Annotated in this window: 13 protein-coding genes and 4 tRNA genes; 3 read left to right on the top strand and 14 right to left on the bottom strand. The window is 64.2% G+C overall.

The window, feature by feature from the left end; genetic code table 11:
- Positions 1 to 130: 130 nt before the first annotated feature.
- The 14 genes from rpoC to hrpB form a co-directional block, all read right to left on the bottom strand.
- Positions 131 to 4,384 carry a DNA-directed RNA polymerase subunit beta' gene (gene rpoC, locus ACOOFO_RS05735; RefSeq protein WP_420428855.1) on the bottom strand — a complete coding sequence of 1,418 codons (4,254 nt, stop codon included), beginning with the start codon at positions 4,382 to 4,384 and terminating at the stop codon, positions 131 to 133.
- A gap of 31 nt (positions 4,385 to 4,415) precedes the next feature.
- Positions 4,416 to 8,576, bottom strand: coding sequence for a DNA-directed RNA polymerase subunit beta (rpoB, locus tag ACOOFO_RS05730; RefSeq protein WP_420428853.1), 4,161 nt, complete (start codon positions 8,574 to 8,576; stop codon positions 4,416 to 4,418).
- Positions 8,577 to 9,050: 474 nt separating this feature from the next.
- Positions 9,051 to 9,437, bottom strand: a complete 387-nt coding sequence (rplL, locus tag ACOOFO_RS05725; RefSeq protein ID WP_420428851.1) for a 50S ribosomal protein L7/L12 — start codon at positions 9,435 to 9,437, stop codon at positions 9,051 to 9,053.
- A gap of 75 nt (positions 9,438 to 9,512) precedes the next feature.
- Positions 9,513 to 10,040, bottom strand: a complete 528-nt coding sequence (gene rplJ, locus ACOOFO_RS05720; protein WP_223057748.1) for a 50S ribosomal protein L10 — start codon at positions 10,038 to 10,040, stop codon at positions 9,513 to 9,515.
- A 228-nt stretch (positions 10,041 to 10,268) separates the two neighbouring features.
- Positions 10,269 to 10,964 carry a 50S ribosomal protein L1 gene (gene rplA / locus ACOOFO_RS05715; protein ID WP_420428849.1) on the bottom strand — a complete coding sequence of 232 codons (696 nt, stop codon included), beginning with the start codon at positions 10,962 to 10,964 and terminating at the stop codon, positions 10,269 to 10,271.
- A gap of 3 nt (positions 10,965 to 10,967) precedes the next feature.
- Positions 10,968 to 11,399, bottom strand: a complete 432-nt coding sequence (gene rplK / locus ACOOFO_RS05710) for a 50S ribosomal protein L11 (protein WP_420428847.1) — start codon at positions 11,397 to 11,399, stop codon at positions 10,968 to 10,970.
- Positions 11,400 to 11,557: 158 nt separating this feature from the next.
- Positions 11,558 to 12,091 (bottom strand): transcription termination/antitermination protein NusG, encoded by a 534-nt coding sequence (gene nusG / locus ACOOFO_RS05705; RefSeq protein WP_223057745.1) that lies wholly within the window; start codon positions 12,089 to 12,091, stop codon positions 11,558 to 11,560.
- 4 nt (positions 12,092 to 12,095) lie between these two features.
- Positions 12,096 to 12,473 carry a preprotein translocase subunit SecE gene (secE, locus tag ACOOFO_RS05700; RefSeq protein WP_420428845.1) on the bottom strand — a complete coding sequence of 126 codons (378 nt, stop codon included), beginning with the start codon at positions 12,471 to 12,473 and terminating at the stop codon, positions 12,096 to 12,098.
- 65 nt (positions 12,474 to 12,538) lie between these two features.
- Positions 12,539 to 12,614: transfer RNA gene (locus tag ACOOFO_RS05695), tRNA-Trp, on the bottom strand.
- A gap of 97 nt (positions 12,615 to 12,711) precedes the next feature.
- Positions 12,712 to 13,902, bottom strand: a complete 1,191-nt coding sequence (gene tuf / locus ACOOFO_RS05690) for an elongation factor Tu (RefSeq protein WP_420428843.1) — start codon at positions 13,900 to 13,902, stop codon at positions 12,712 to 12,714.
- 1,160 nt (positions 13,903 to 15,062) lie between these two features.
- Positions 15,063 to 15,138, bottom strand: a tRNA-Thr gene (locus tag ACOOFO_RS05685).
- A gap of 160 nt (positions 15,139 to 15,298) precedes the next feature.
- Positions 15,299 to 15,372, bottom strand: a tRNA-Gly gene (locus tag ACOOFO_RS05680).
- A 206-nt stretch (positions 15,373 to 15,578) separates the two neighbouring features.
- Positions 15,579 to 15,663: transfer RNA gene (locus ACOOFO_RS05675), tRNA-Tyr, on the bottom strand.
- A gap of 80 nt (positions 15,664 to 15,743) precedes the next feature.
- Positions 15,744 to 18,224, bottom strand: coding sequence for an ATP-dependent helicase HrpB (gene hrpB / locus ACOOFO_RS05670; protein ID WP_420428841.1), 2,481 nt, complete (start codon positions 18,222 to 18,224; stop codon positions 15,744 to 15,746).
- A 56-nt stretch (positions 18,225 to 18,280) separates the two neighbouring features.
- On the opposite strand from hrpB, the gene ACOOFO_RS05665 reads away from it, so the two are divergent.
- Genes ACOOFO_RS05665 through tesB form a run of 3 tightly spaced genes read left to right on the top strand, consistent with a single transcriptional unit; the run spans position 18,281 to position 19,967 of the window.
- Positions 18,281 to 18,652 carry a hypothetical protein gene (locus ACOOFO_RS05665; protein WP_420428839.1) on the top strand — a complete coding sequence of 124 codons (372 nt, stop codon included), beginning with the start codon at positions 18,281 to 18,283 and terminating at the stop codon, positions 18,650 to 18,652.
- Positions 18,652 to 19,089: a hypothetical protein gene (locus ACOOFO_RS05660; protein WP_420428837.1), complete on the top strand. Its 438-nt coding sequence runs from the start codon at positions 18,652 to 18,654 to the stop codon at positions 19,087 to 19,089. The genes ACOOFO_RS05665 and ACOOFO_RS05660 overlap by 1 nt, the downstream gene beginning before the upstream one ends.
- A complete protein-coding gene (gene tesB / locus ACOOFO_RS05655; RefSeq protein ID WP_420428835.1) occupies positions 19,086 to 19,967 on the top strand; it encodes an acyl-CoA thioesterase II in 882 nt (293 codons plus the stop codon). The genes ACOOFO_RS05660 and tesB overlap by 4 nt, the downstream gene beginning before the upstream one ends.
- The last annotated feature ends 146 nt before the right edge of the window (positions 19,968 to 20,113 follow it).

The following is a 20,113-nucleotide window of genomic DNA, read 5'->3' as shown; positions in this document are numbered from 1 at the left end:
GAAAGAGATGACGGGCCGGCGATTGCTTCAAGGCCGGCCCGTCAGGAAGGGCGCGCAATATAGTGGTCTGCAGCCTGACTGTCAACCGTGAAACCCGCCGCGCGGCGCCCTGCGCGGCGGGTAACCCGGCTTAGCTTTCGTCGTCCTGGCCGCCTTCTTCGTCGTCGCGTTCCGCGCTGGCGCTCTCAGCCGCTGCAGCGGCGCTGACGCCGCCTTCGGAGAAGTCCGCTGCACCGGCAGCGGGCATCTGCAGATCGGCCAGGAAGCTGCCGCCACGGGCCTTGCGGCGCTGTTCGTGGAAGGACAGCCCGGTTCCGGCCGGAATCAGACGACCGACGATGACGTTCTCCTTGAGGCCGCGCAGATCGTCGCGGGAACCGCGCACCGCAGCCTCGGTGAGGACGCGCGTGGTCTCCTGGAAGCTCGCCGCCGAGATGAAGGACTCGGTGGACAGGCTGGCCTTGGTGATGCCGAGGATCAGGCGCTCGTACTTGGCCGGACGGCGACCGTCCGCCTTCAGCTTGCGGTTGGCCTGCTCGACCGCGAACAGTTCGACCTGTTCGCCGTGCAGGAACTGCGAATCGCCCGAGTCGGTGATCTCCACCTTGCGCAGCATCTGGCGCACGATCGTCTCGATGTGCTTGTCGTTGATGCCCACGCCCTGCAGACGGTAGACGTCCTGGATCTCCTTGACGACGTGATTGGCCAGCGCCACCACCCCGCGCAGCCGCAGGATGTCGTGCTGACTCGGCTCGCCGTCGGTGATCTGCTCACCGCGCTCGACGTGCTCACCCTCAAACACCGAGATCTGCTGCCACTTCGGAATCAGCAGTTCCACCTCTTCACCGTCGTTCTGCACGATCTTGAGGCGCTGCTTGCCCTTGGTGGCGGTACCGAAGCGCACCGTACCGGTGGCCTCGGCCAGCACGGCCGGATCCTTCGGCTTGCGCGCCTCGAAGAGGTCGGCCACACGCGGCAGACCACCGGTGATGTCACGCGACTTCGAGGCCTCCTGCGGAATGCGGGCAATGATGTCGCCGATCTGCACCTGCTGACCGTCCTCCACCGTGACGACGGCACGCGCCGGCAGCGCATAGGCAACCGGAATATCCGTCTCGGGGAAGGTCAAGGCTTCGCCGTTATCGTCGAGCAGGACCACCGTCGGACGCTGCTCGCGCGAGCTGCGCGACTGCGTGTCCGACACCACCAGCGTGGACACGCCGGTAATCGGGTCTTCCTCGCGGTTGACGGTGGAGCCTTCCTCGAAGTCCTGGAAGCGGATGCGGCCGGCCAGCTCGGTGACGATGGGGTGCGTGTGCGGATCCCACTTGGCAAGACGGTTGCCCGGCTCGACCTTGTCGCCGTCCTGTACCTGGATCACGGCGCCATACGGAATCTTGTAGCGCTCGCGCTCGCGACCATCGCTGGCGATGATGCCGATCTCGCCGGAGCGCGATACCGCCACCAGATTGCCTTCCTGGTTCTTGACGGTCTTGACGTTATGCAGCTTGACGCTGCCGCCGGCACGGGTATCCGCACCGTCGGCGGCCACCGACCGCGACGCCGCACCACCGACGTGGAAGGTACGCATGGTGAGCTGGGTACCCGGCTCGCCGATGGACTGGGCGGCGATGACGCCGACCGATTCGCCGATGTTGACGCGGTGGCCACGCGCCAGGTCACGGCCGTAGCACTGACCGCAGATGCCGAAGCTCTGCTCGCAGGTGATCGGACTGCGCACCCAGACCTCGTCCACCGAGTGGGCTTCCAGCAGGTCGCACAGCTTCTCGTCCAGCATCGTGCCCTCGCTGATGAGCACGTCGTCGGTGCCGGGGATGTGCACGTCCTGCAGAAGGACGCGGCCGAGGACGCGGTCGCGAAGTGCCTCGAGCACATCGCCGCCTTCGACGATAGGCGTCATCAACAGGCCGTTCTCGGTGCCGCAGTCGTCGGCGGTGACCACCACGTCCTGCGACACATCGACCAGACGGCGCGTCAGGTAACCCGAGTTGGCCGTCTTCAAGGCCGTATCGGCCAGACCCTTACGTGCACCGTGCGTCGAGATGAAGTACTGCAGTACGTTCAGACCTTCGCGGAAGTTGGCGGTAATTGGCGTCTCAATGATGGAGCCGTCCGGCTTGGCCATCAGTCCACGCATACCGGCCAGCTGACGAATCTGCGCCTGCGAACCACGCGCGCCGGAGTCGGCCATCATGAACACCGAGTTGAAGCTCGGTTGCTCGACGGCGCTGCCGTCGGTGTCCGTGACGGTCTCGGTGCCGATACGCTTCATCATCGCCTTGGCGATGCTGTCGTTGGCACGCGACCAGACGTCCACGACGCGGTTGTAGCGCTCGCCGGCAGTGGTCAGACCCTGGGTGTATTCCTCGTTGATCTCCTTGACCTTGTCTTCCGCGTCCGAGAGGTACTCGTATTTCTCGTCCGGGATGATCATGTCGTCGATGCAGAAGGAGATCCCCGACTGCGTTGACTGGGAGAAGCCCATGTACATCAACTGGTCGGCGAAGACGACGGTGTCCTTGGTGCCACAGCGGCGGTAGACGAAGTCGATGACCTTGCCCACTTCCTTCTTGGTCAAGGTCTTGTTGATGACCGAGAAAGGCACGTTCTTGGGCAGAATTTCCGACAGCAGTGCGCGACCGGCCGTGGTATCGACGATGTGCCGCACCGGCTCGATGGAACCGTCTTCGTGCTCGATGAAGTCGTCGATGCGCACCTTGATGCGTGCCTGCAGGTCGAGGACGCCGCCGCTGTGCGCGCGGTGCACCTCGGCCACGTCGGCCAGCACCATGCCGTCACCCTTGGCGCCAATGCGCTCGCGCGTCACCCAGTACAGACCAAGGACGACGTCCTGGCTGGGCACGATGATGGGATCACCATTGGCCGGCGACAGGATGTTGTTCGACGACATCATCAACACGCGCGCTTCAAGCTGTGCTTCCAGCGACAGCGGCACGTGCACGGCCATCTGGTCGCCGTCGAAGTCGGCGTTGAAGGCGGTGCAGACCAGCGGATGCAGCTGGATGGCCTTGCCTTCGATCAATACCGGCTCGAAGGCCTGAATGCCGAGGCGGTGCAACGTGGGCGCGCGGTTGAGCAACACCGGGTGCTCCTTGATGCAATCCTCAAGGATGTCCCAGACCACGCCTTCCTCGCGCTCCACCATCTTCTTTGCCATCTTGATGGTGGTGGCGTGGCCCTGGCGCTGCAGCTGCGAGAAGACGAAGGGCTTGAACAGCTCCAGTGCCATCTTCTTGGGCAGACCGCACTGGTGCAGGCGAAGCGTCGGGCCAACCACGATGACCGAACGGCCGGAGTAGTCGACGCGCTTGCCGAGCAGGTTCTGGCGGAAGCGGCCCTGCTTGCCCTTGATCATGTCGGACAGCGACTTCAGCGGACGCTTGTTGGTGCCGGTGATGGCACGACCGCGACGGCCGTTGTCGAGCAGTGCGTCCACCGACTCCTGCAGCATGCGCTTTTCGTTGCGCACGATGATGTCCGGCGCATACAGCTCGAGCAGACGACGCAGGCGGTTGTTGCGGTTGATGACGCGGCGATACAGATCGTTGAGGTCCGATGTCGCGAAGCGGCCGCCATCCAGCGGCACCAGCGGACGCAGATCCGGCGGCAGCACCGGCAGCACCTGCAGGATCATCCACTCCGGCTTGTTGCCGGAAGCCAGGAAGGACTCGATCAGCTTGAGCCGCTTGCCGAGCTTCTTGATCTTGGTTTCCGAGTTGGTGGCGCCGATCTCCTCGCGCATGCGCATGGCTTCCTTGGGCAGGTCGATCTGCTTGAGCAGATCAAGCACCGCCTCGGCGCCCATGCGTGCATCGAACTCGTCGCCGTACTGCTCGACCGCGTCGAGATACTCGTCCTCGGTCAGCAGGGTGTACTTTTCAAGCGGCGTCAGACCAGGGTCGACCACGACGTGCGCTTCGAAGTACAGGATGCGCTCGATGGCGCGCAGCGGCATGTCCATGAGCAGGCCGATGCGTGACGGCAGCGACTTCAGGAACCAGATGTGGGCGACCGGCGCGGCGAGATCGATGTGCGCCATGCGCTCGCGGCGCACCTTGGCTACCGTGACCTCCACGCCGCACTTCTCGCAGACCACACCGCGGTGCTTGAGACGCTTGTACTTGCCGCACAGACACTCGTAATCCTTCACCGGGCCGAAGAGCTTGGCGCAGAACAGGCCGTCGCGTTCCGGCTTGAAGGTGCGGTAGTTGATGGTCTCCGGCTTCTTGACCTCGCCGAAGGACCAGGAACGGATCTGCTCCGGCGAAGCCAGGGAGATCTTGATGGCGTCGAAATCGTCGACTTCGTCGTTGTTGCGCAGCAGGTTGAGCAAGTCTTTCATTGCGTATCTCCGTTAATGGCGTACCCGGGACCTAGTCGCTCTGCACGAGCTCGATGTTGAGACCGATGGAACGGATCTCCTTGACGAGCACGTTGAAGGACTCGGGCATGCCGGCGACCATGCGGTGGTCGCCGTCGACGATGGCCTTGTACATCTTGGTGCGTCCGATCGTGTCGTCGGACTTGACGGTGAGCATCTCCTGCAGCGTGTAGGCGGCGCCGTAGGCTTCCAGCGCCCAGACCTCCATCTCGCCGAAGCGCTGACCACCGAACTGCGCCTTGCCGCCCAGTGGCTGCTGGGTGACCAGCGAGTACGGGCCGGTGGAACGCGCGTGCATCTTGTCGTCGATGAGGTGGTTGAGCTTGAGCATATACATGTAGCCCACCGTCACCGGACGCGCCAGCGGCTCACCACTGCGGCCGTCGGTCAGATGCGCCTGCCCGCTCTCGGGCAGACCGGCCAGCTTCAGCAAACGCTTGATCTCGGCCTCGGAGGCACCGTCGAACACTGGCGTGGCGGTGGGCACACCACCACGCAGATTCTTCGCGAGGTTGATGATCTCCTCGTCGGTGAAGCTTTCGAGGTCGATCTTGTCGATACCGTCGCTGGACTTGTTGTAGATCTCGTCGAGGAAGCTGCGCAGCTCGGCAATGGCCTTCTGCTGCTCCAGCATCTCCTGGATCTGCTTGCCGAGGCCGCGCGCGGCCCAGCCCAGGTGGGTTTCCAGCAGCTGACCGATATTCATGCGCGACGGCACGCCCAGCGGGTTGAGCACGACGTCCACCGGCGTGCCGTCTTCCATGTGCGGCATGTCTTCGATCGGCACGATCTGGGAAATCACACCCTTGTTGCCGTGGCGACCAGCCATCTTGTCACCGGGCTGGATGCGACGCTTCACCGCCATGTAGACCTTGACGGTCTTGAGCACACCGGGAGCCAGCTCGTCGCCCTGCTCGATCTTGGTCTTCTTCGACTCGAAGCGCTTGTCGAACTCGGCCTTCATGTCCTTGAGCTGACGCGCCGCGGTTTCCAGCGAGGTCTGCGCGTCTTCGTCACGCAGGCGGATTTCGAACCAGCGCTCGCGCTCCACCGAATCCAGGTACTCGCGTGTGACCTCGGCGCCCTTCTTGAGCTTGTTCGGGCCGCCGTCGGCGACCTGGCCGACCAGCACGCGGCCGAGGCGCTCGAAGATGTCGTCTTCGAAGATGCGCAGCTCGTCGTTGAGGTCCTTGCGGACCTGTTCCTTCTCGGCTTCCTCGATGTCCTTGGCGCGCTTGTCCTTCTCCACGCCCTCGCGGGTGAAGACGCGCACGTCGATGACGGTGCCGTCCATGCCGGCCGGCACGCGCAGCGAGGTGTCCTTCACGTCGGAAGCCTTCTCGCCGAAGATCGCGCGCAGCAGCTTCTCTTCCGGCGTCAGCTGCGTCTCGCCCTTGGGCGTGACCTTGCCGACCAGGATATCGCCCGCCTTGACCTCGGCACCGATGTAGACGATGCCGGATTCGTCAAGTTTGCGCAGCGCCGCCTCGTTGACGTTCGGGATGTCCGCCGAGATTTCTTCCGAGCCGAGCTTGGTTTCGCGCGCGACGCAGTTGAGCTCTTCGATATGCACAGTGGTGAAGCGGTCTTCCGCGACCACGCGCTCGGACACCAGGATGGAGTCCTCGAAGTTGTAGCCGTTCCACGGCATGAAGGCGACCAGCATGTTCTGGCCCAGCGCCAGTTCACCGATGTCGGTGCTCGGGCCGTCCGCGATCACGTCGCCGCGGGCGACGATGTCGCCCGGCTTCACGATCGGCTTCTGGTTCATGCAGGTGTTCTGGTTGGAACGCGTGTACTTGACCAGGTTGTAGATGTCGACACCCGCTTCACCGGCGACGGCTTCGTCGTCGTTGACGCGGATGACCACGCGCGCAGCGTCCACCTTGTCGACGCGACCACCGCGGCGGGCCTGGATGGCGTTGCCGGAGTCCACGGCCACGCGCTTCTCGATCCCGGTGCCGACCAGCGGCTTGTCCGCCTTCAGCGTCGGCACGGCCTGACGCTGCATGTTGGCGCCCATGAGCGCGCGGTTGGCGTCATCGTGCTCCAGGAAGGGCACCAGCGCCGCGGCCACGGACACGATCTGACGCGGCGAGATGTCCATGTACTGGACCTCGCTCGGCGGCAGCATCGAGAACTCGTTGCGCGTACGCACCGAGATCAGGTCGTTGACGAAACGGCCTTCGGCATCGAGCACCGAGTTCGCCTGGGCGATGGTGTAGCGGCCCTCTTCAATGGCGGAGAGATACTCGATCTCGTCGGTGACACGGCTATCGACCACCTTGCGGTACGGCGTTTCGAGAAAGCCGTATTCGTTGGTGCGCGCATAGACCGCCAGCGAGTTGATCAGGCCGATGTTTGGGCCTTCCGGCGTCTCGATGGGGCAGATGCGGCCGTAGTGCGTCGGGTGCACGTCGCGCACTTCGAAGCCGGCACGCTCGCGGGTCAGGCCGCCCGGGCCCAGTGCCGACACACGGCGCTTGTGCGTGACCTCGGAGAGCGGGTTGTTCTGATCCATGAACTGCGAAAGCTGCGAGGAGCCGAAGAACTCCTTGACCGCCGCCGACACCGGCTTGGCGTTGATCAGATCCTGCGGCGTCAGGTTCTCGGCCTCGGCCAGCGCCAGGCGCTCGCGCACGGCACGCTCGACGCGCACCAGACCGGTACGGAAGACGTTCTCCGCCATCTCGCCCACCGAACGAATGCGGCGGTTGCCGAGGTGGTCGATGTCGTCGGTGACGCCTTCGCCATTGCGAATGGCGACGATTTCCTTCATGACATCGACGATGTCCGAATGGTCTTCGCCGAATTCGTTGAACAGCTTGGCGGCTTCCTCGTCCTTGTCCAGATCGAGGCTGGAGAAGTAGCGGCCGTCATAGAGCACGGCCGGGCCGTCCACCGCGTCACGGCGCAGGCGGCGGTTGAACTTCATGCGCCCGACGGCGGACAGGTCGTAGCGCTCGTAGGTGAAGAACAGATTGTGGAACAGTGCCTCGGCCGCGTCCTTGGTGGGCGGCTCGCCGGGACGCATCATGCGATAGATCTCGACCAGAGCCTCCAGACGGGTGCGGGTGGCGTCGATGTTCAGCGTCGTCGAGATGTACGGACCCTTGTCGAAATCGTTGACATAGAGCGTGTGCAGCGTCTCGATGCCGGCTTCGCGCAGGACCGCCAGGGTCTCTTCGGTGATCTCGGTATTGGCCGCCGCCACGATCTCACCGTCGTCGGAGACGATGTCGCGGGCGATGACCTTGCCCAGCAGATAGGCATCCGGCACGAACAGCTTGTCGATGCCGGCCTGACCGATCAGGCGAATGTGACGGGCGGTGATGCGCTTGCCCGTTTCGACGATGACGTTGCCTTCACTGTCGGCGATGTCGAAGGAGGCCGTCTCACCCTTCAGTCGCTCCGGCACCAGTTCCAGCTCGGCGCCCTCGCGGGTCAAGTGATAGATGTTCTGTTCGTGGAAGGTTTCCAGCATCCACTGGTTGTCGTAGCCCAGCGCGCGCAGCAGGATGGTCGCCGGCAGCTTGCGGCGACGGTCAATGCGGACGTAGAGGTTGTCCTTCGGGTCGAATTCGAAGTCGAGCCAGGACCCGCGGTAGGGAATGACGCGCGCGGTGTACAGCAGCTTGCCCGAGCTGTGCGTCTTGCCACGGTCGTGATCGAAGAACACGCCTGGCGAGCGATGCAGCTGGGACACGATGACACGCTCGGTGCCATTGATGATGAAGGTGCCGTTCTCGGTCATGAGCGGCAACTCGCCCATGTACACCTCCTGCTCGCGCACTTCCTTGACGCGCTTTTCTTTCGACTCCTTGTCGTAGATGACAAGGCGGCACTTCACGCGCAGCGGGGCGGAGTAGTTGAGGCCGCGGATGCGGCACTCCTTCTCATCGAAGACCGGCTCGCCCAGACGATAGGAAAGGTATTCCAGCGCCGCAGCACCGGAATAGCTCTGCATCGGGAACACCGAGTTGAAGGCCGCGTGCAGCCCCATGTCAAGGCGCTTCGAGGGCGCTTGCTCGGCCTGCAGGAACCCGCGATAGGAGTCGATCTGCGTGGCCAGCAGGAAGGGGATCGGCAAGGTGTCTTCGCGCTTGCGGAAGTTCTTGCGGATACGCTTTTTCTCGGTAAAAGAGTAGGTCATGGGCTATACCTGCTGCTGCGTAATCACGAACGGCGAATCACTGCCGAGGCGGCGGTGAACGACGAGGCTCGGGCCTGGCGCGCTGAGTCGGCGCAACACGCCCGAAACTCGGAAACCGGACAGGCAAAAACAGCCGGACGCAGAACACCCGGCTGACAAGACAACGGACTGCTGCATTGCGTACCAATCAATGCGTGCGGTCACCTGCAATACGTGCTCGCGCCGGAAGGGCGCAGAGCCTGAATAGAATCGCCTCTTCCCGTTGGGAAGCGAGCGAGGACGACCCGCCGTCATGGCAGGCCTGGCCAGACACGACACCAACCGTCAGCCCACAACCGCTGCGACGTTCCGCGGCGACACGGTGAAGCGACCTGTACGAATTGGAATCCATGTTCGGCAATACAGTTCCCAAAGTGCGTCGTATCCGGAATGACCGCCAGCGCGACTGCGCTGGCGGTCCCAGCCGGGTACGAGTTACTTGATCTCGACCTTGGCGCCGGCGTCTTCGAGCTTCTTCTTGATCTCTTCGGCTTCCGCCTTCGGGATATCCTGCTTGAGCTCGTTCGGCGCGCCTTCCACCATCTCCTTGGCTTCCTTCAGGCCAAGACCGGTGACTTCGCGGACCGCCTTAATGACGCCCACCTTGTTGTCGCCGAAGGAGGCGAGCACCACGGTGAATTCGGTCTGCTCTTCGGCAGCGCCAGCGTCGCCGCCAGCGGCGGCCGGACCAGCGGCAGCGGCCGCAACCGGCGCCGCGGCGGTGACGCCGAACTTCTCTTCCATTGCCTTGACGAGCTCGACGATGTCCATGACGGACTTTTCGGCGATGGCGTCGATGATTTCTTCGTTGGACAGTGCCATGGGTGTACCTCAAAAAATGTCGAAAGTGTGGAAAAGCCGATAAAACGTTGGTTTGCAGCGGAAAGCCAGGACGGATCAGGCAGCCTGCTTGGACTCGCCGACCGCGGACAGCGTGCGCACGAACTTGGCCGTGGGCTCGTTGAGCAGTCGAACGAAATTGCCGATGGGCGCCTTCATCGTGCCCATCAGCATCGCAAGCGCCTCTTCCCGTGTCGGGAGTGAGGCGAGTCGATCCAGGTCCGCAGGACCGTAGGCGGTACCGCCCACAGCTACGGTCTTCACGACCAGCTTCGGATGCGTCTTGGCGAAGTCCTTGATGACGCGGGCGACCGAACCCGGATCCTCGAGCGAGAAACCGAGCATGATCGGACCCACCAGCGACGGCGACAGACACTCGAATTCCGTGCCCTCGACCGCGCGCTTGGCCAGCGTGTTCTTGACGACGTGGAGATAGATATCTCCTTCACGCGCCTTGGCACGCAGGTCGTCCAGCTGACCGGCAGTGAGACCGATGTACTCGGCGGCCACTGCCGAATGCGCCTTCTTTGCGACTTCGTTGACTTCCGCTACCAGGGCCTTCTTCTGATGCAGCCTAATTGCCATATAGTCAATGCTCCTGGTGGCACAACAACATGGAACGCGGTGTGACCCGTGTTCCGCCTGTACGGCGCACCCCTTGCGGGGTGTTCACCATCTGCGTAGGCCGCCTTGCGACATTTAATCCACCCGGTGTGACCCGGTCGGCACCTACGGTCTTGGACGATGCGGCTTCCGCCACACAGTCAAGATTGAATGGCGCGCAGGGGCGACCGCCCCTGCGCGCGGTTGTATTTACTCGGGCAGCGAGGACAGCTCGACCGGCACGCCCGGACCCATCGTCGTGGACAGCGTCACCTTGCGGATAAAGGTGCCCTTCGACGTGGCCGGCTTGGCCTTGCGGATATCTCGCAGTACCGCTGCGATGTTCTCGCGCAGCTGGTCGGCCGAAAAATCCGCCGCCCCAACCGGGCAGTGGACGACGCCGCCCTTGTCGGTACGGAACTTCGCCATACCGGCCTTGGCATTGCTGACCGCGGTGCCGATCTCGGGGGTCACCGTGCCAGTCTTCGGGTTCGGCATGAGGCCACGCGGACCCAGCAACTGACCCAGCGCACCCACCACGCGCATGGCGGCAGGCTCGGCGATCACGACCTGATAGTTCAGGTCTCCGCCCTTCATCTTCTCGGCGAGGTCTTCCATGCCGACGGCATCCGCACCGGCGGCCTGGGCCTCTTCGGCCTTGGCGCCCTGGGCAAAGACGGCAACGCGCACGTCCTTGCCAGAGCCATGCGGCAGCACGGTCGAACCACGCACGTTCTGGTCCGACTTACGCGGGTCGACGCCCAGATTGATGGCGATGTCGACCGACTCGCGGAACTTGGCCGTGGCGAGTTCCGCCAGCAGGCTCAAGGCCTCGTCCAGAGTGTAGTGCTTGCCCGGGTCGACCTTCTCGGCGAAGGCCTTCTTACGCTTCGTGATATGCGCCATGACTTAGGCCTCCTCGACGTCGACGCCCATGGAACGGGCGGAGCCAGCAATCGTCCGAACCGCCGCATCCATGTCGGCTGCATTGAGGTCGGGCCACTTGGTACGGGCAATCTCCTCGAGCTGCTCGCGCGTGATCTTGCCTACCTTCTTGGTATTGGGCGTGCCGCTGCCCGACTTCAGGTTGAGAGCCTTCTTGATGAGCACGCCGGCCGGCGGCGTCTTGGTCACGAAGGTGAAGGAACGATCCGAATAGACCGTGATCACGACCGGCGTCGGCAGGCCCGGCTCGATGTTCTGCGTCGAGGCGTTGAAAGCCTTGCAGAACTCCATGATGTTCACGCCCTGCTGACCGAGCGCCGGACCGACGGGCGGTGAGGGGTTGGCTTTGCCTGCAGGAATCTGCAGCTTGATATAGCCCTGTACTTTCTTGGCCATGTTGTGTCCTCAGTTGGGTGCGAACGCCTTGCGGCTCCCCTGAATGTCAAGCCCCGAGCTGGGGCCCGCTTGTCCCGCTATGCGCCTTCCGCGCGGCCGACGCCCGCCGCTGCCTGCAGTGGGCGCCGGGTGGTGGCGGCCTACGCCGCCCGTATTGCCTAGCCCTTCTCGACCTGGGAAAACTCCAGCTCGACCGGTGTGGAACGACCGAAGATGAGCACGGCCACACGCAGCCGGCTCTTCTCGTAGTTGACTTCCTCCACCACACCGTTGAAGTCGGCGAAGGGTCCATCGATGACGCGCACCGTCTCGCCCGGTTCGAACATCGTCTTCGGGCGCGGCTTCTCCACCGACTCCTCAACGCGATTCAGGATGGTGTTGGCTTCCTTCTCGGAAATGGGGGCCGGTCGATCCGGCGTCCCGCCGATGAAGCCCAGAACCTTGGGGGTGGACTTCACCAGGTGCCAGGCTTCTTCGTCCATATCGATCTGAACGAGCACGTAGCCTGGGAAGAACTTGCGCTCCGTGGTGCGCTTGACGCCATCGCGCATCTCCACAACTTCTTCGGTAGGCACCAGGATGTCGCCGAAGCGATCCTGCAGTCCCTCGCGCTGGATGCGCTCCAGAAGCGCACGCTTGACGTGATTCTCGTACTGAGAATAGGCGTGGACGACGTACCACCTCATAGCCATGGTCTCAACCCCGCCCGGTCAGCAATTTGACGGCCCACAGGAGGAAGGAATCCAACCCCCAAAGGAACAGCGACACGATGAGCACAACCACCGCAATCAATAGCGTGGTCTGCACGCTTTCCTGCCGCGTAGGGAAAGTCGTCTTGCGCATCTCGATGCGCGCACCCACCAGGTAGCCCCAGGCGGAACGACCATTGGCGGTCTGATAGAACAGCCCGGCAGCCACCGCGACCGACGCCACCACGATGCCAGCTCGGATCGCGACGTTATATTGCGGCTCGAGCAGATAGAAGGCGGCGACGCCGCCGACGACTGCCGCGAGCGCGGCCAGCATCCAGAGGGTGTCCAGGCTACCGCCGGATGCTTGGTTGGAATTGCTCATGGATCAGCGCTTGTAAGAAGTCGGTTTTGACGATGGCGACGCGGTTCCGATGAAAGACAACGAGCTGGCAGGGCAGGAGGGACTCGAACCCCCAACCTGCGGTTTTGGAGACCGCTGCTCTACCAATTGAGCTACTACCCTAGAAACAGCGCTCGTTACCCTACGACCGCGACCACGACAAACACGGGGCGCGCATTCTACGCGCGCCCCGCGGAAAAGCAAAGCCCGAAGATGCCCCTCAGGCGAGAATCTTCGCGACGACGCCGGCGCCGACGGTGCGGCCGCCTTCGCGGATCGCGAAGCGCAGGCCTTCTTCCATGGCGATCGGCGCAATCAGCTCAACCTTCAGGTTGACGTTGTCGCCCGGCATCACCATCTCGGTGCCGTCCGGCAGCGTGACGTTGCCCGTCACGTCCGTCGTCCGGAAGTAGAACTGCGGACGGTAGCCCGCAAAGAACGGCGTGTGACGGCCGCCCTCTTCCTTCTTGAGGATGTACACCTCGGATTCGAACTGCGTGTGCGGCGTAATGCTGCCCGGCTTGGCCAGTACCTGGCCACGCTCGATGTCTTCGCGCTTCACACCACGCAGCAGCACACCCACGTTGTCGCCCGCTTCGCCCTGGTCCAGCAGCTTGCGGAACATTTCAACGCCGGTCACCGTGGTCTTGGTGGTCTTCTTAATGCCAACGATCTCGACTTCTTCGCCGGTCTTGATCACGCCACGCTCCACACGACCCGTGGCTACGGTGCCGCGACCCGAAATCGAGAACACGTCTTCCACCGGCATCAAGAAGGCGCCGTCAATGGCACGCTCCGGCTCCGGAATGAAGGTGTCCATCGCTTCGATCAGCTTGGCAATGGCCTGCGCACCGAACTCGCCTTCGTCGCCTTCCAGCGCCTTCAGCGCCGAACCGGTAATGATCGGGGTGTCGTCGCCCGGGAAGTCGTACTGGCTCAGCAGATCACGCACTTCCATCTCAACCAGCTCAAGCAGCTCGGCGTCGTCCACCATGTCGGCCTTGTTCAGGAACACGACAATGTGCGGCACGCCCACCTGACGGGCCAGCAGAATGTGCTCACGCGTCTGCGGCATCGGGCCGTCAGCCGCCGACACCACCAGAATCGCGCCGTCCATCTGCGCCGCACCGGTGATCATGTTCTTCACATAGTCCGCGTGACCCGGGCAGTCCACGTGCGCGTAGTGACGCACCGCCGACTCATACTCCACGTGCGCCGTCGAAATCGTGATGCCACGCGCCTTCTCTTCCGGCGCCTTGTCAATCATGTCAAACGCCTGCGCTTCACCGCCATACAACCGGGCCTGACACACCGTCAACGCCGCCGTCAGCGTCGTCTTGCCGTGGTCAACGTGCCCAATCGTCCCCACATTCACGTGCGGCTTGGTGCGTTCAAATTTTGCCTTGGCCATACTCCAACCCAGTTATATTGCGTGTCAGTGAAATTCGAAATGTCCGCCAATCGCGCCCCAATACCCCCCGGCGGGACTGGCAAGCGCGCGATATTAAAGGCCTGGACGCGTGCTCTGCAAGCACGAAGGTGAGCGGCCGCGGGATGTATCCCGGCACTGCACCCAGGATTCGTGACCCCCTGGCCCGTCTCCGCCTCGCTCCTTCTTTTGCAGCCGCTAGAACCGAACCAGCGCGGGCTGGCTTCGCGCATCCGTGCTGTTGCGGATGTCTCGAATCAGGTTGCCCGCTTGATGCGCCTCAATGAAGTGAGCGCATGACACCACCACAACGCTCCGCGCAATCTCTTCTCATGCAGCGATCGCCGCCGTCACTAGGCTCGGCTCCTGCCTCGCCAAGTGACCCGGCCCAGGACTTTGGACTGTGCTTCCTGCTCCGCCCAAAGTCCTGGGCGCACTTCCCTGCGCGCCCGTCGGGCACTGCGCGCCCGACCCATGGCCCGGGCGTTCGCCGTGCTGCGACTTGCCACTGGCAAGTCGGTCACGGCTGAATGCACTACGCAAGACAAGCGCCCTGCGAAAACACTTCTCGTGCAGCGATCGCCGCAGTCACTAGGCTCGGCTCCTGCCTCGCCAAGTGACCCGGCCCGGGCCTTCCATGGCCCGGGCGTTCGCGCCACTGCGAGCTGCCACTGGCAGCTCGGTCGGCGCTCACCCCCCAGAATCGAACTGCGTCACTGATGGTCGCCAGTTCGATTGCGTTCCAACGAAAAGAGCCTCGCAGCTTGTGGCTTTGGCGCTCTCTTTTGATTTTGGTGCCCTCCGGCCCGGCCTACGGCCGGGCGTTCGCGCCACTGCGAGCTGCCACTGGCAGCTCGGTCGGCGCTCACCCACCAGAATCGAACTGCGTCACTGATGGTCGCCAGTTCGATTGCGTTCCAACGAAAAGAGCCTCGCAGCTTGTGGCTTTGGCGCTCTCTTTTGATTTTGGTGCCCTCCGGCCCGGCCTACGGCCGGGCGTTCGCGCCACTGCGAGCTGCCACTGGCAGCTCGGTCGGCGCTCACCCACCAGAATCGAACTGCGTCACTGATGGTCGCCAGTTCGATTGCGTTCCAATGAAAAGAGCGCCGCAGCTTGTGGCTTTGGCGCTCTCTTTTGATTTTGGTGCCCACCGCCAGAATCGAACTGGCGACCTCACCCTTACCAAGGGTGTGCTCTACCGACTGAGCTAGGTGGGCGTCTTGTCGCTAATAGTAGCGTGTCAGCATCGTGACCGCAGTCACTAGACTCGGCTCCTGCCTCATCAAGTGACCCGGGCCGTGCCGTCCTGGCCCGGCCGCTGAAGGACATGCCTTCAGCCCGACTGAGCTAGGTGGGCAAGTTGTAACAACTCCACAATGGAGCGGGTGATGGGAATCGAACCCACATAACCAGCTTGGAAGGCTGGGGCTCTACCATTGAGCTACACCCGCATAATCGCGAATAGTAGCTATTCTGCCGCTTGGCCGCAGTCACTAGATTCGGCTCCTGCCTCATCAAGTGACCCGGGCTGGACCGTCCTGGTCCAGCCGCCGAAGCGCATGGCTTCGGCCCATTGAGCTACACCCGCATATTCGCGAATAGTAGCCATTCTGCCGCTTGGCCGCACCGGACACTGGTGCATGCGACCGGGAAAAGATGGTGGAGGGGGTAGGATTCGAACCTACGAAGGCTAAGCCAGCAGATTTACAGTCTGCCCTCGTTGACCGCTTGAGTACCCCTCCATTCGGCAACGTGTTTGGCGCCACCGGGACGCCGCGCGATGCGCGAAGGGCGCGTATTGTCGTTTTGCCTCAGCGCCGCGTCAAGCTGTACCGCGTCTTTTGGTGTGCATGCTCGCTTGGGTGGCGAGCGGGTCCTCGGGCCAGGGGTGCTTCGGGTAGCGTCCGCGCAGGTCCTTGGCCACCTCGCGATAGCCGTTTTGCCAGAAGGACGCCAGATCCTGGGTGATCTGCAGCGGACGCCCTGCGGGCGACAGCAGATGGATGCGTACCGGCACCGCCCCGTCATTGACCGTGGGATGCGTGGACATGCCGAACAGGGCCTGCAGCTTCACAGCCAGGACGGGGGGTTCGGCGTCGCCACTGTACTGCAGGCGAATGCGATGCCCGGTCGGCACTTGCAGGACGGCCGGCGCCAGCCGCTCGAGCGCGGGCCATTGATGCGCGTCGACCGCACTGCGTATGAGCTGCTCCATATCCAGGGTCCGCAGATCGCTGGCGCGGGTCATCCCGGCCAACCAGGGCGCGAGCCATTCATCGAGATCGCCTGACAGGCTGGCATCGTCCAGCGCGGGCCAATCCCCGCCGCGCCAGGCGCGAAGGCTCCCAATGCGCGCCTGCAGGTCGCGGGCCGTATCCGACCAGGGAAGCACCGCCAGCCCCTGATCGGCCACCCATTCCAGCAGCAGCTCCGCTGTAGGGGCCGGTGGGAGTCGTGCCATGGAACGGCGCGACACGATGATGGCACCCAACTGGGTGCGGTACTCGCCCACTACTGCGCCACGCGCGGTGTCCCAACCCAGGTATTCCACCTCGACCAAGCGCCCGCAGTGTCCGGCTTCTACATCCGCCCGTGCCAGCGGCACTGCCAGTCGTGCCTGGCGCGGTGTGCCGGGCAACCAATGCGCGACGGCCGCCCACTCAGCCGTGCCAACCTGCGCTGCGTCGACTTCGACCTCACCCCCATCTGCGCACAGAAATCGGGAGCTGTCGGCATGGCGTCGCTGCGCGACGCGCTCTGGAAAGGCGCTCGCGATGAGCGGGGCAAGCTGCTCCGGATCAACCCGCGCTGGCGCCCCGTCCAGACGCGTTTGCAGCGCCTGCGCCAGATCGCGGGCCACGCGACGGACCGGAGCATGGGCTGGCAGGCTCGCGAGCTGCGCCCACCGTCGTTCAAGCGGCTCGTCGCCCAGCTGATCGGTATCGAGCAGGGCGGCCAGCCAGATGGCGCACTGACGCGAGGTGGACCCCTCGGCGCGCAGCAACATGGCGGCCGTTCGCACCCCCAGCGGCAACGCATTCATGGCCTGCCCAAGAGGCGTGACAGCCGCCGTCTCGGTATCCAGCGCGCCAAGGCGCTGCAGCAAGCTCTCGGCGCGCTGCACGGCGACGTCCGGCGGCGGGTCGAGTAGCCGCAGGGCACGCGCCATACCGCGACCCCAGCACTCGGCGCGTAACACAAAGGCGGAGAGATCCGCGCGCAACACTTCTGGCGTATCGAAGGCGGGCAGACGTGCGTGCTGGTCCGTCGACCATAGGCGCAGGCAGTGCCCGCTTTCGACGCGCCCGGCGCGACCGGCGCGCTGGTCGGCGGCAGCGCGTGACACGCGCTCGGTCACCAGACGGTCGCTACCGGCGCCGGGGTCGAAGCGCGCCAGACGGTGCCAACCGCTATCGATCACCGTACGCACGCCCTCGACGGTCACGCTGGTCTGGGCAATGGGGGTTGCCAGAATGACCTTGCGCTGCGAGGCGGGCCGTAGCGCTGCATCCTGGTCCTCGGCGCGCACGCTGCTGTGCAGCACGTGCAACTCCGCCGGTACTGCCGCAAGACGATCAGCCACGGCGCGGATTTCCCGCATCCCTGGCAGGAAAACGAGCACATCGCCGTCGCGCTGCGCGCAGCTGTCGTGCACGGCACGAGCCACCCCGTCCGCGAAGGCGCGCCATTCGGTCACCGGGCTTGCGGGCAGGGATTGATGTTCAATCTCCACCGGGTACATCCGCCCCTCGGCGTGAATGATCTCGACGCCACCCAGCAGCTCGGCCACCGGCTCTGCCTGCAGCGTAGCCGACATCACCAGCAACCCGAGATCGGGGCGCAGGCTGTCGCGCACATCGAGCAGCATTCCGAGCAGGGTGTCGGCATCGGCGCTGCGCTCGTGAAATTCGTCGAGCACAACGCAACGCACCTCCCGCAGTTCCGGATCCTGAGCCAGGCGCCGCAGCAAAACGCCTTCGGTCATGACGACAATCTGCGTCCGCGCGGAGCATTGCCGGTCCCAGCGCACCTGATACCCAACCTGCTCGCCGACCGCTTCGCCCACCAACTCAGCCATACGCCGGGCCGCCGCGCGTGCCGCCACCTGACGTGGCGTCACCACGATGATGCGCTCGCCCGAGGCCAGCAAGCTCCGCAACAGCAGCGGGATCAGCGTGGTCTTGCCGCTGCCCGGCGGCGCACAGAGCACCGCGCCGCCCTGAGCTACGGCGGCACATACGGCCTCCGCGACCTCGGCAACCGGCAGCCGAGACTGGGCTTCAGCCAGTCGCACGGCCGTCACCCCGCTCTGTCCTTGCGCATAATTTGTGCACCCGCACGCCATCGAAGGCCGACCGCATGCTGCTTACTGCCATCATTCTTCTCGCCATCAATCTCCTGCTGCTGTGCTGGCTGGCCGTCCGCCAGATCCACGCCCAGCGCGCGCTTCGTACCCTTCGCATGGATACCCAGGAACTCGCCCCATTGCACGCGGAACTCGGTCCGCAACTGCGCAAGGAACTGGCAGAAGCCCGCAGCCGCGTGCTCAGCGTGGAAATCCTGAACCCGCTGGAAGTCGCTGCCAAGGAGTCCTGGGTTGCCGGACAGTTTGGCGCACTGGCGCCCGCGCTCATCCAGCGCGAAGTCTATCGCCAAGCCCGCGACATTCTGGAAGCGCAACTGCGCGAGTACGGCATCGAGCCGCGCGTGCGCCTGCTGGGAGGCCGCTGATGCTGACTGGCGCCCTTGTCTTGGCCGTGCTCTGTGCCGGCGGCGGACTGTGGCTGGCACAGCTGCGCTTCGCACAGGATCACGACATCCGTGAATTGAGCCGCGACATCGCCGCCGCTGCCGCCCGCTACACCGAGGCGCAGCGCATGCTGATGCAGCGTCGTCGAATCGGCGCCGTCCAGCAACTGGCGGAAACAGCCGTCGACGGCACCACCCGCACGGTACAGGGCCTGCACCGCGGCATCGCGAGCATTCCCTTCGAAATCCTGGAGCGCATTCCGGAAACCCGGGCCACCACGCGCATCGTGCGCGAGGTGCATGACGTGACATCGGATACCGTCTACGGCGGCATCCGTGGCATCAACCGTCTGCTCGGCAAAGGACTGCGGCGCGGCATCCGCGCGGACTCCTCCCACGACAACGGTGACGAACAATGACCAACAAGGCACTGGCGGACCTGGTTTCCCTTCTCGATCTGGAGCAGCTCGAGGTCAATATCTTTCGCGGCGAGTCACGCGACCTTGGCGGCAAGAGCGTATTTGGTGGACAGGTCATCGGCCAGGCCTTGATGGCCGGCTCGCGCACGGTGGAAGATGCCAGCCCACACTCCCTGCACGCCTATTTCCTGCGTCCCGGCGACATGAGCCAGTCGATCGTCTACGACGTCGACCGGGTACGGGACGGGCGCACCTTCTCGGCGCGGCGGGTACAGGCCATTCAGAACGGGCAGCCCATCCTGTCCCTGATTGCCAGCTTCCAGCGCCCGGAGCAGGGCTCGGAACACCAGAAGACCATGCCGAATGTGCCGCATCCCGAGTCGCTGGAGAGTCAGGACACGCTGCGCAATCGATGGCTGGACGCCCATCCGGAGGTCCCGGAGCGCCTGCGCCGGGCGGTGCTGAGGCAGTTGGCCATCGAGTTCCGCCCGGTGGAACCGATGGATGTCTTCGCGCCCGAACCGCGCGAAGCCGAGCAGCACATCTGGTTCCGTGCGGCGGACCAGCTGCCGGACGACCCTCTGCTGCATCGCTGCGTGCTGGCCTACGCCTCGGACTTCAATCTCCTGTCCACGGCGCTCCTGCCACACGGCCAGAGCTACTTGTCGCCCAACATGGTGGTGGCCTCCATTGACCACGCCATCTGGTTCCATCGCGACCTACGTGCCGACGAATGGCTGCTGTACAGCATGGATTCGCCCACCAGCCAGGCGAGCCGAGGCCTGTCGCGCGGCGAGATCTTCTCGCACACCGGTGAACTCGTGGCCAGCGTGGTCCAGGAGAGCCTGATGCGCGATGTCGGTGCTGGGACCGGTTAGCGGCTTCGCGCCGCCGCTCATCGACGCCGACGCGCCGGACGCAATGGCCTGAGGCACATTGCACGTGCCGGCGCAGTTCTCCCTCCTCCCTCGCCGGCGTGTGCTGCGACTCGCGAACGCCCCACCCTCCGGGGCGTTCGTTTTTT

It is taken from the genome of Algiphilus sp., from assembly GCF_965216485.1.
Classification (GTDB): domain Bacteria; phylum Pseudomonadota; class Gammaproteobacteria; order Nevskiales; family Nevskiaceae; genus Algiphilus.
This window is presented reverse-complemented; position numbering and strand designations above follow the sequence as displayed.

Excerpts from the sequence above, each read along its gene's own strand:
- nusG (WP_223057745.1), bottom strand. The coding sequence starts at position 12,091 with ATGGCTATGAGGTGGTACGTCGTCCACGCCTATTCTCAGTACGAGAAT.
- ACOOFO_RS05660 (WP_420428837.1), top strand. The coding sequence starts at position 18,652 with ATGCTGACTGGCGCCCTTGTCTTGGCCGTGCTCTGTGCCGGCGGCGGA.
- secE (WP_420428845.1), bottom strand. The coding sequence starts at position 12,473 with ATGAGCAATTCCAACCAAGCATCCGGCGGTAGCCTGGACACCCTCTGG.
- rplA (WP_420428849.1), bottom strand. The coding sequence starts at position 10,964 with ATGGCGCATATCACGAAGCGTAAGAAGGCCTTCGCCGAGAAGGTCGAC.
- rplK (WP_420428847.1), bottom strand. The coding sequence starts at position 11,399 with ATGGCCAAGAAAGTACAGGGCTATATCAAGCTGCAGATTCCTGCAGGC.
- rplL (WP_420428851.1), bottom strand. The coding sequence starts at position 9,437 with ATGGCACTGTCCAACGAAGAAATCATCGACGCCATCGCCGAAAAGTCC.
- rplJ (WP_223057748.1), bottom strand. The coding sequence starts at position 10,040 with ATGGCAATTAGGCTGCATCAGAAGAAGGCCCTGGTAGCGGAAGTCAAC.
- tesB (WP_420428835.1), top strand. The coding sequence starts at position 19,086 with ATGACCAACAAGGCACTGGCGGACCTGGTTTCCCTTCTCGATCTGGAG.
- tuf (WP_420428843.1), bottom strand. The coding sequence starts at position 13,902 with ATGGCCAAGGCAAAATTTGAACGCACCAAGCCGCACGTGAATGTGGGG.
- ACOOFO_RS05665 (WP_420428839.1), top strand. The coding sequence starts at position 18,281 with ATGCTGCTTACTGCCATCATTCTTCTCGCCATCAATCTCCTGCTGCTG.
- rpoB (WP_420428853.1), bottom strand. The coding sequence starts at position 8,576 with ATGACCTACTCTTTTACCGAGAAAAAGCGTATCCGCAAGAACTTCCGC.
- rpoC (WP_420428855.1), bottom strand. The coding sequence starts at position 4,384 with ATGAAAGACTTGCTCAACCTGCTGCGCAACAACGACGAAGTCGACGAT.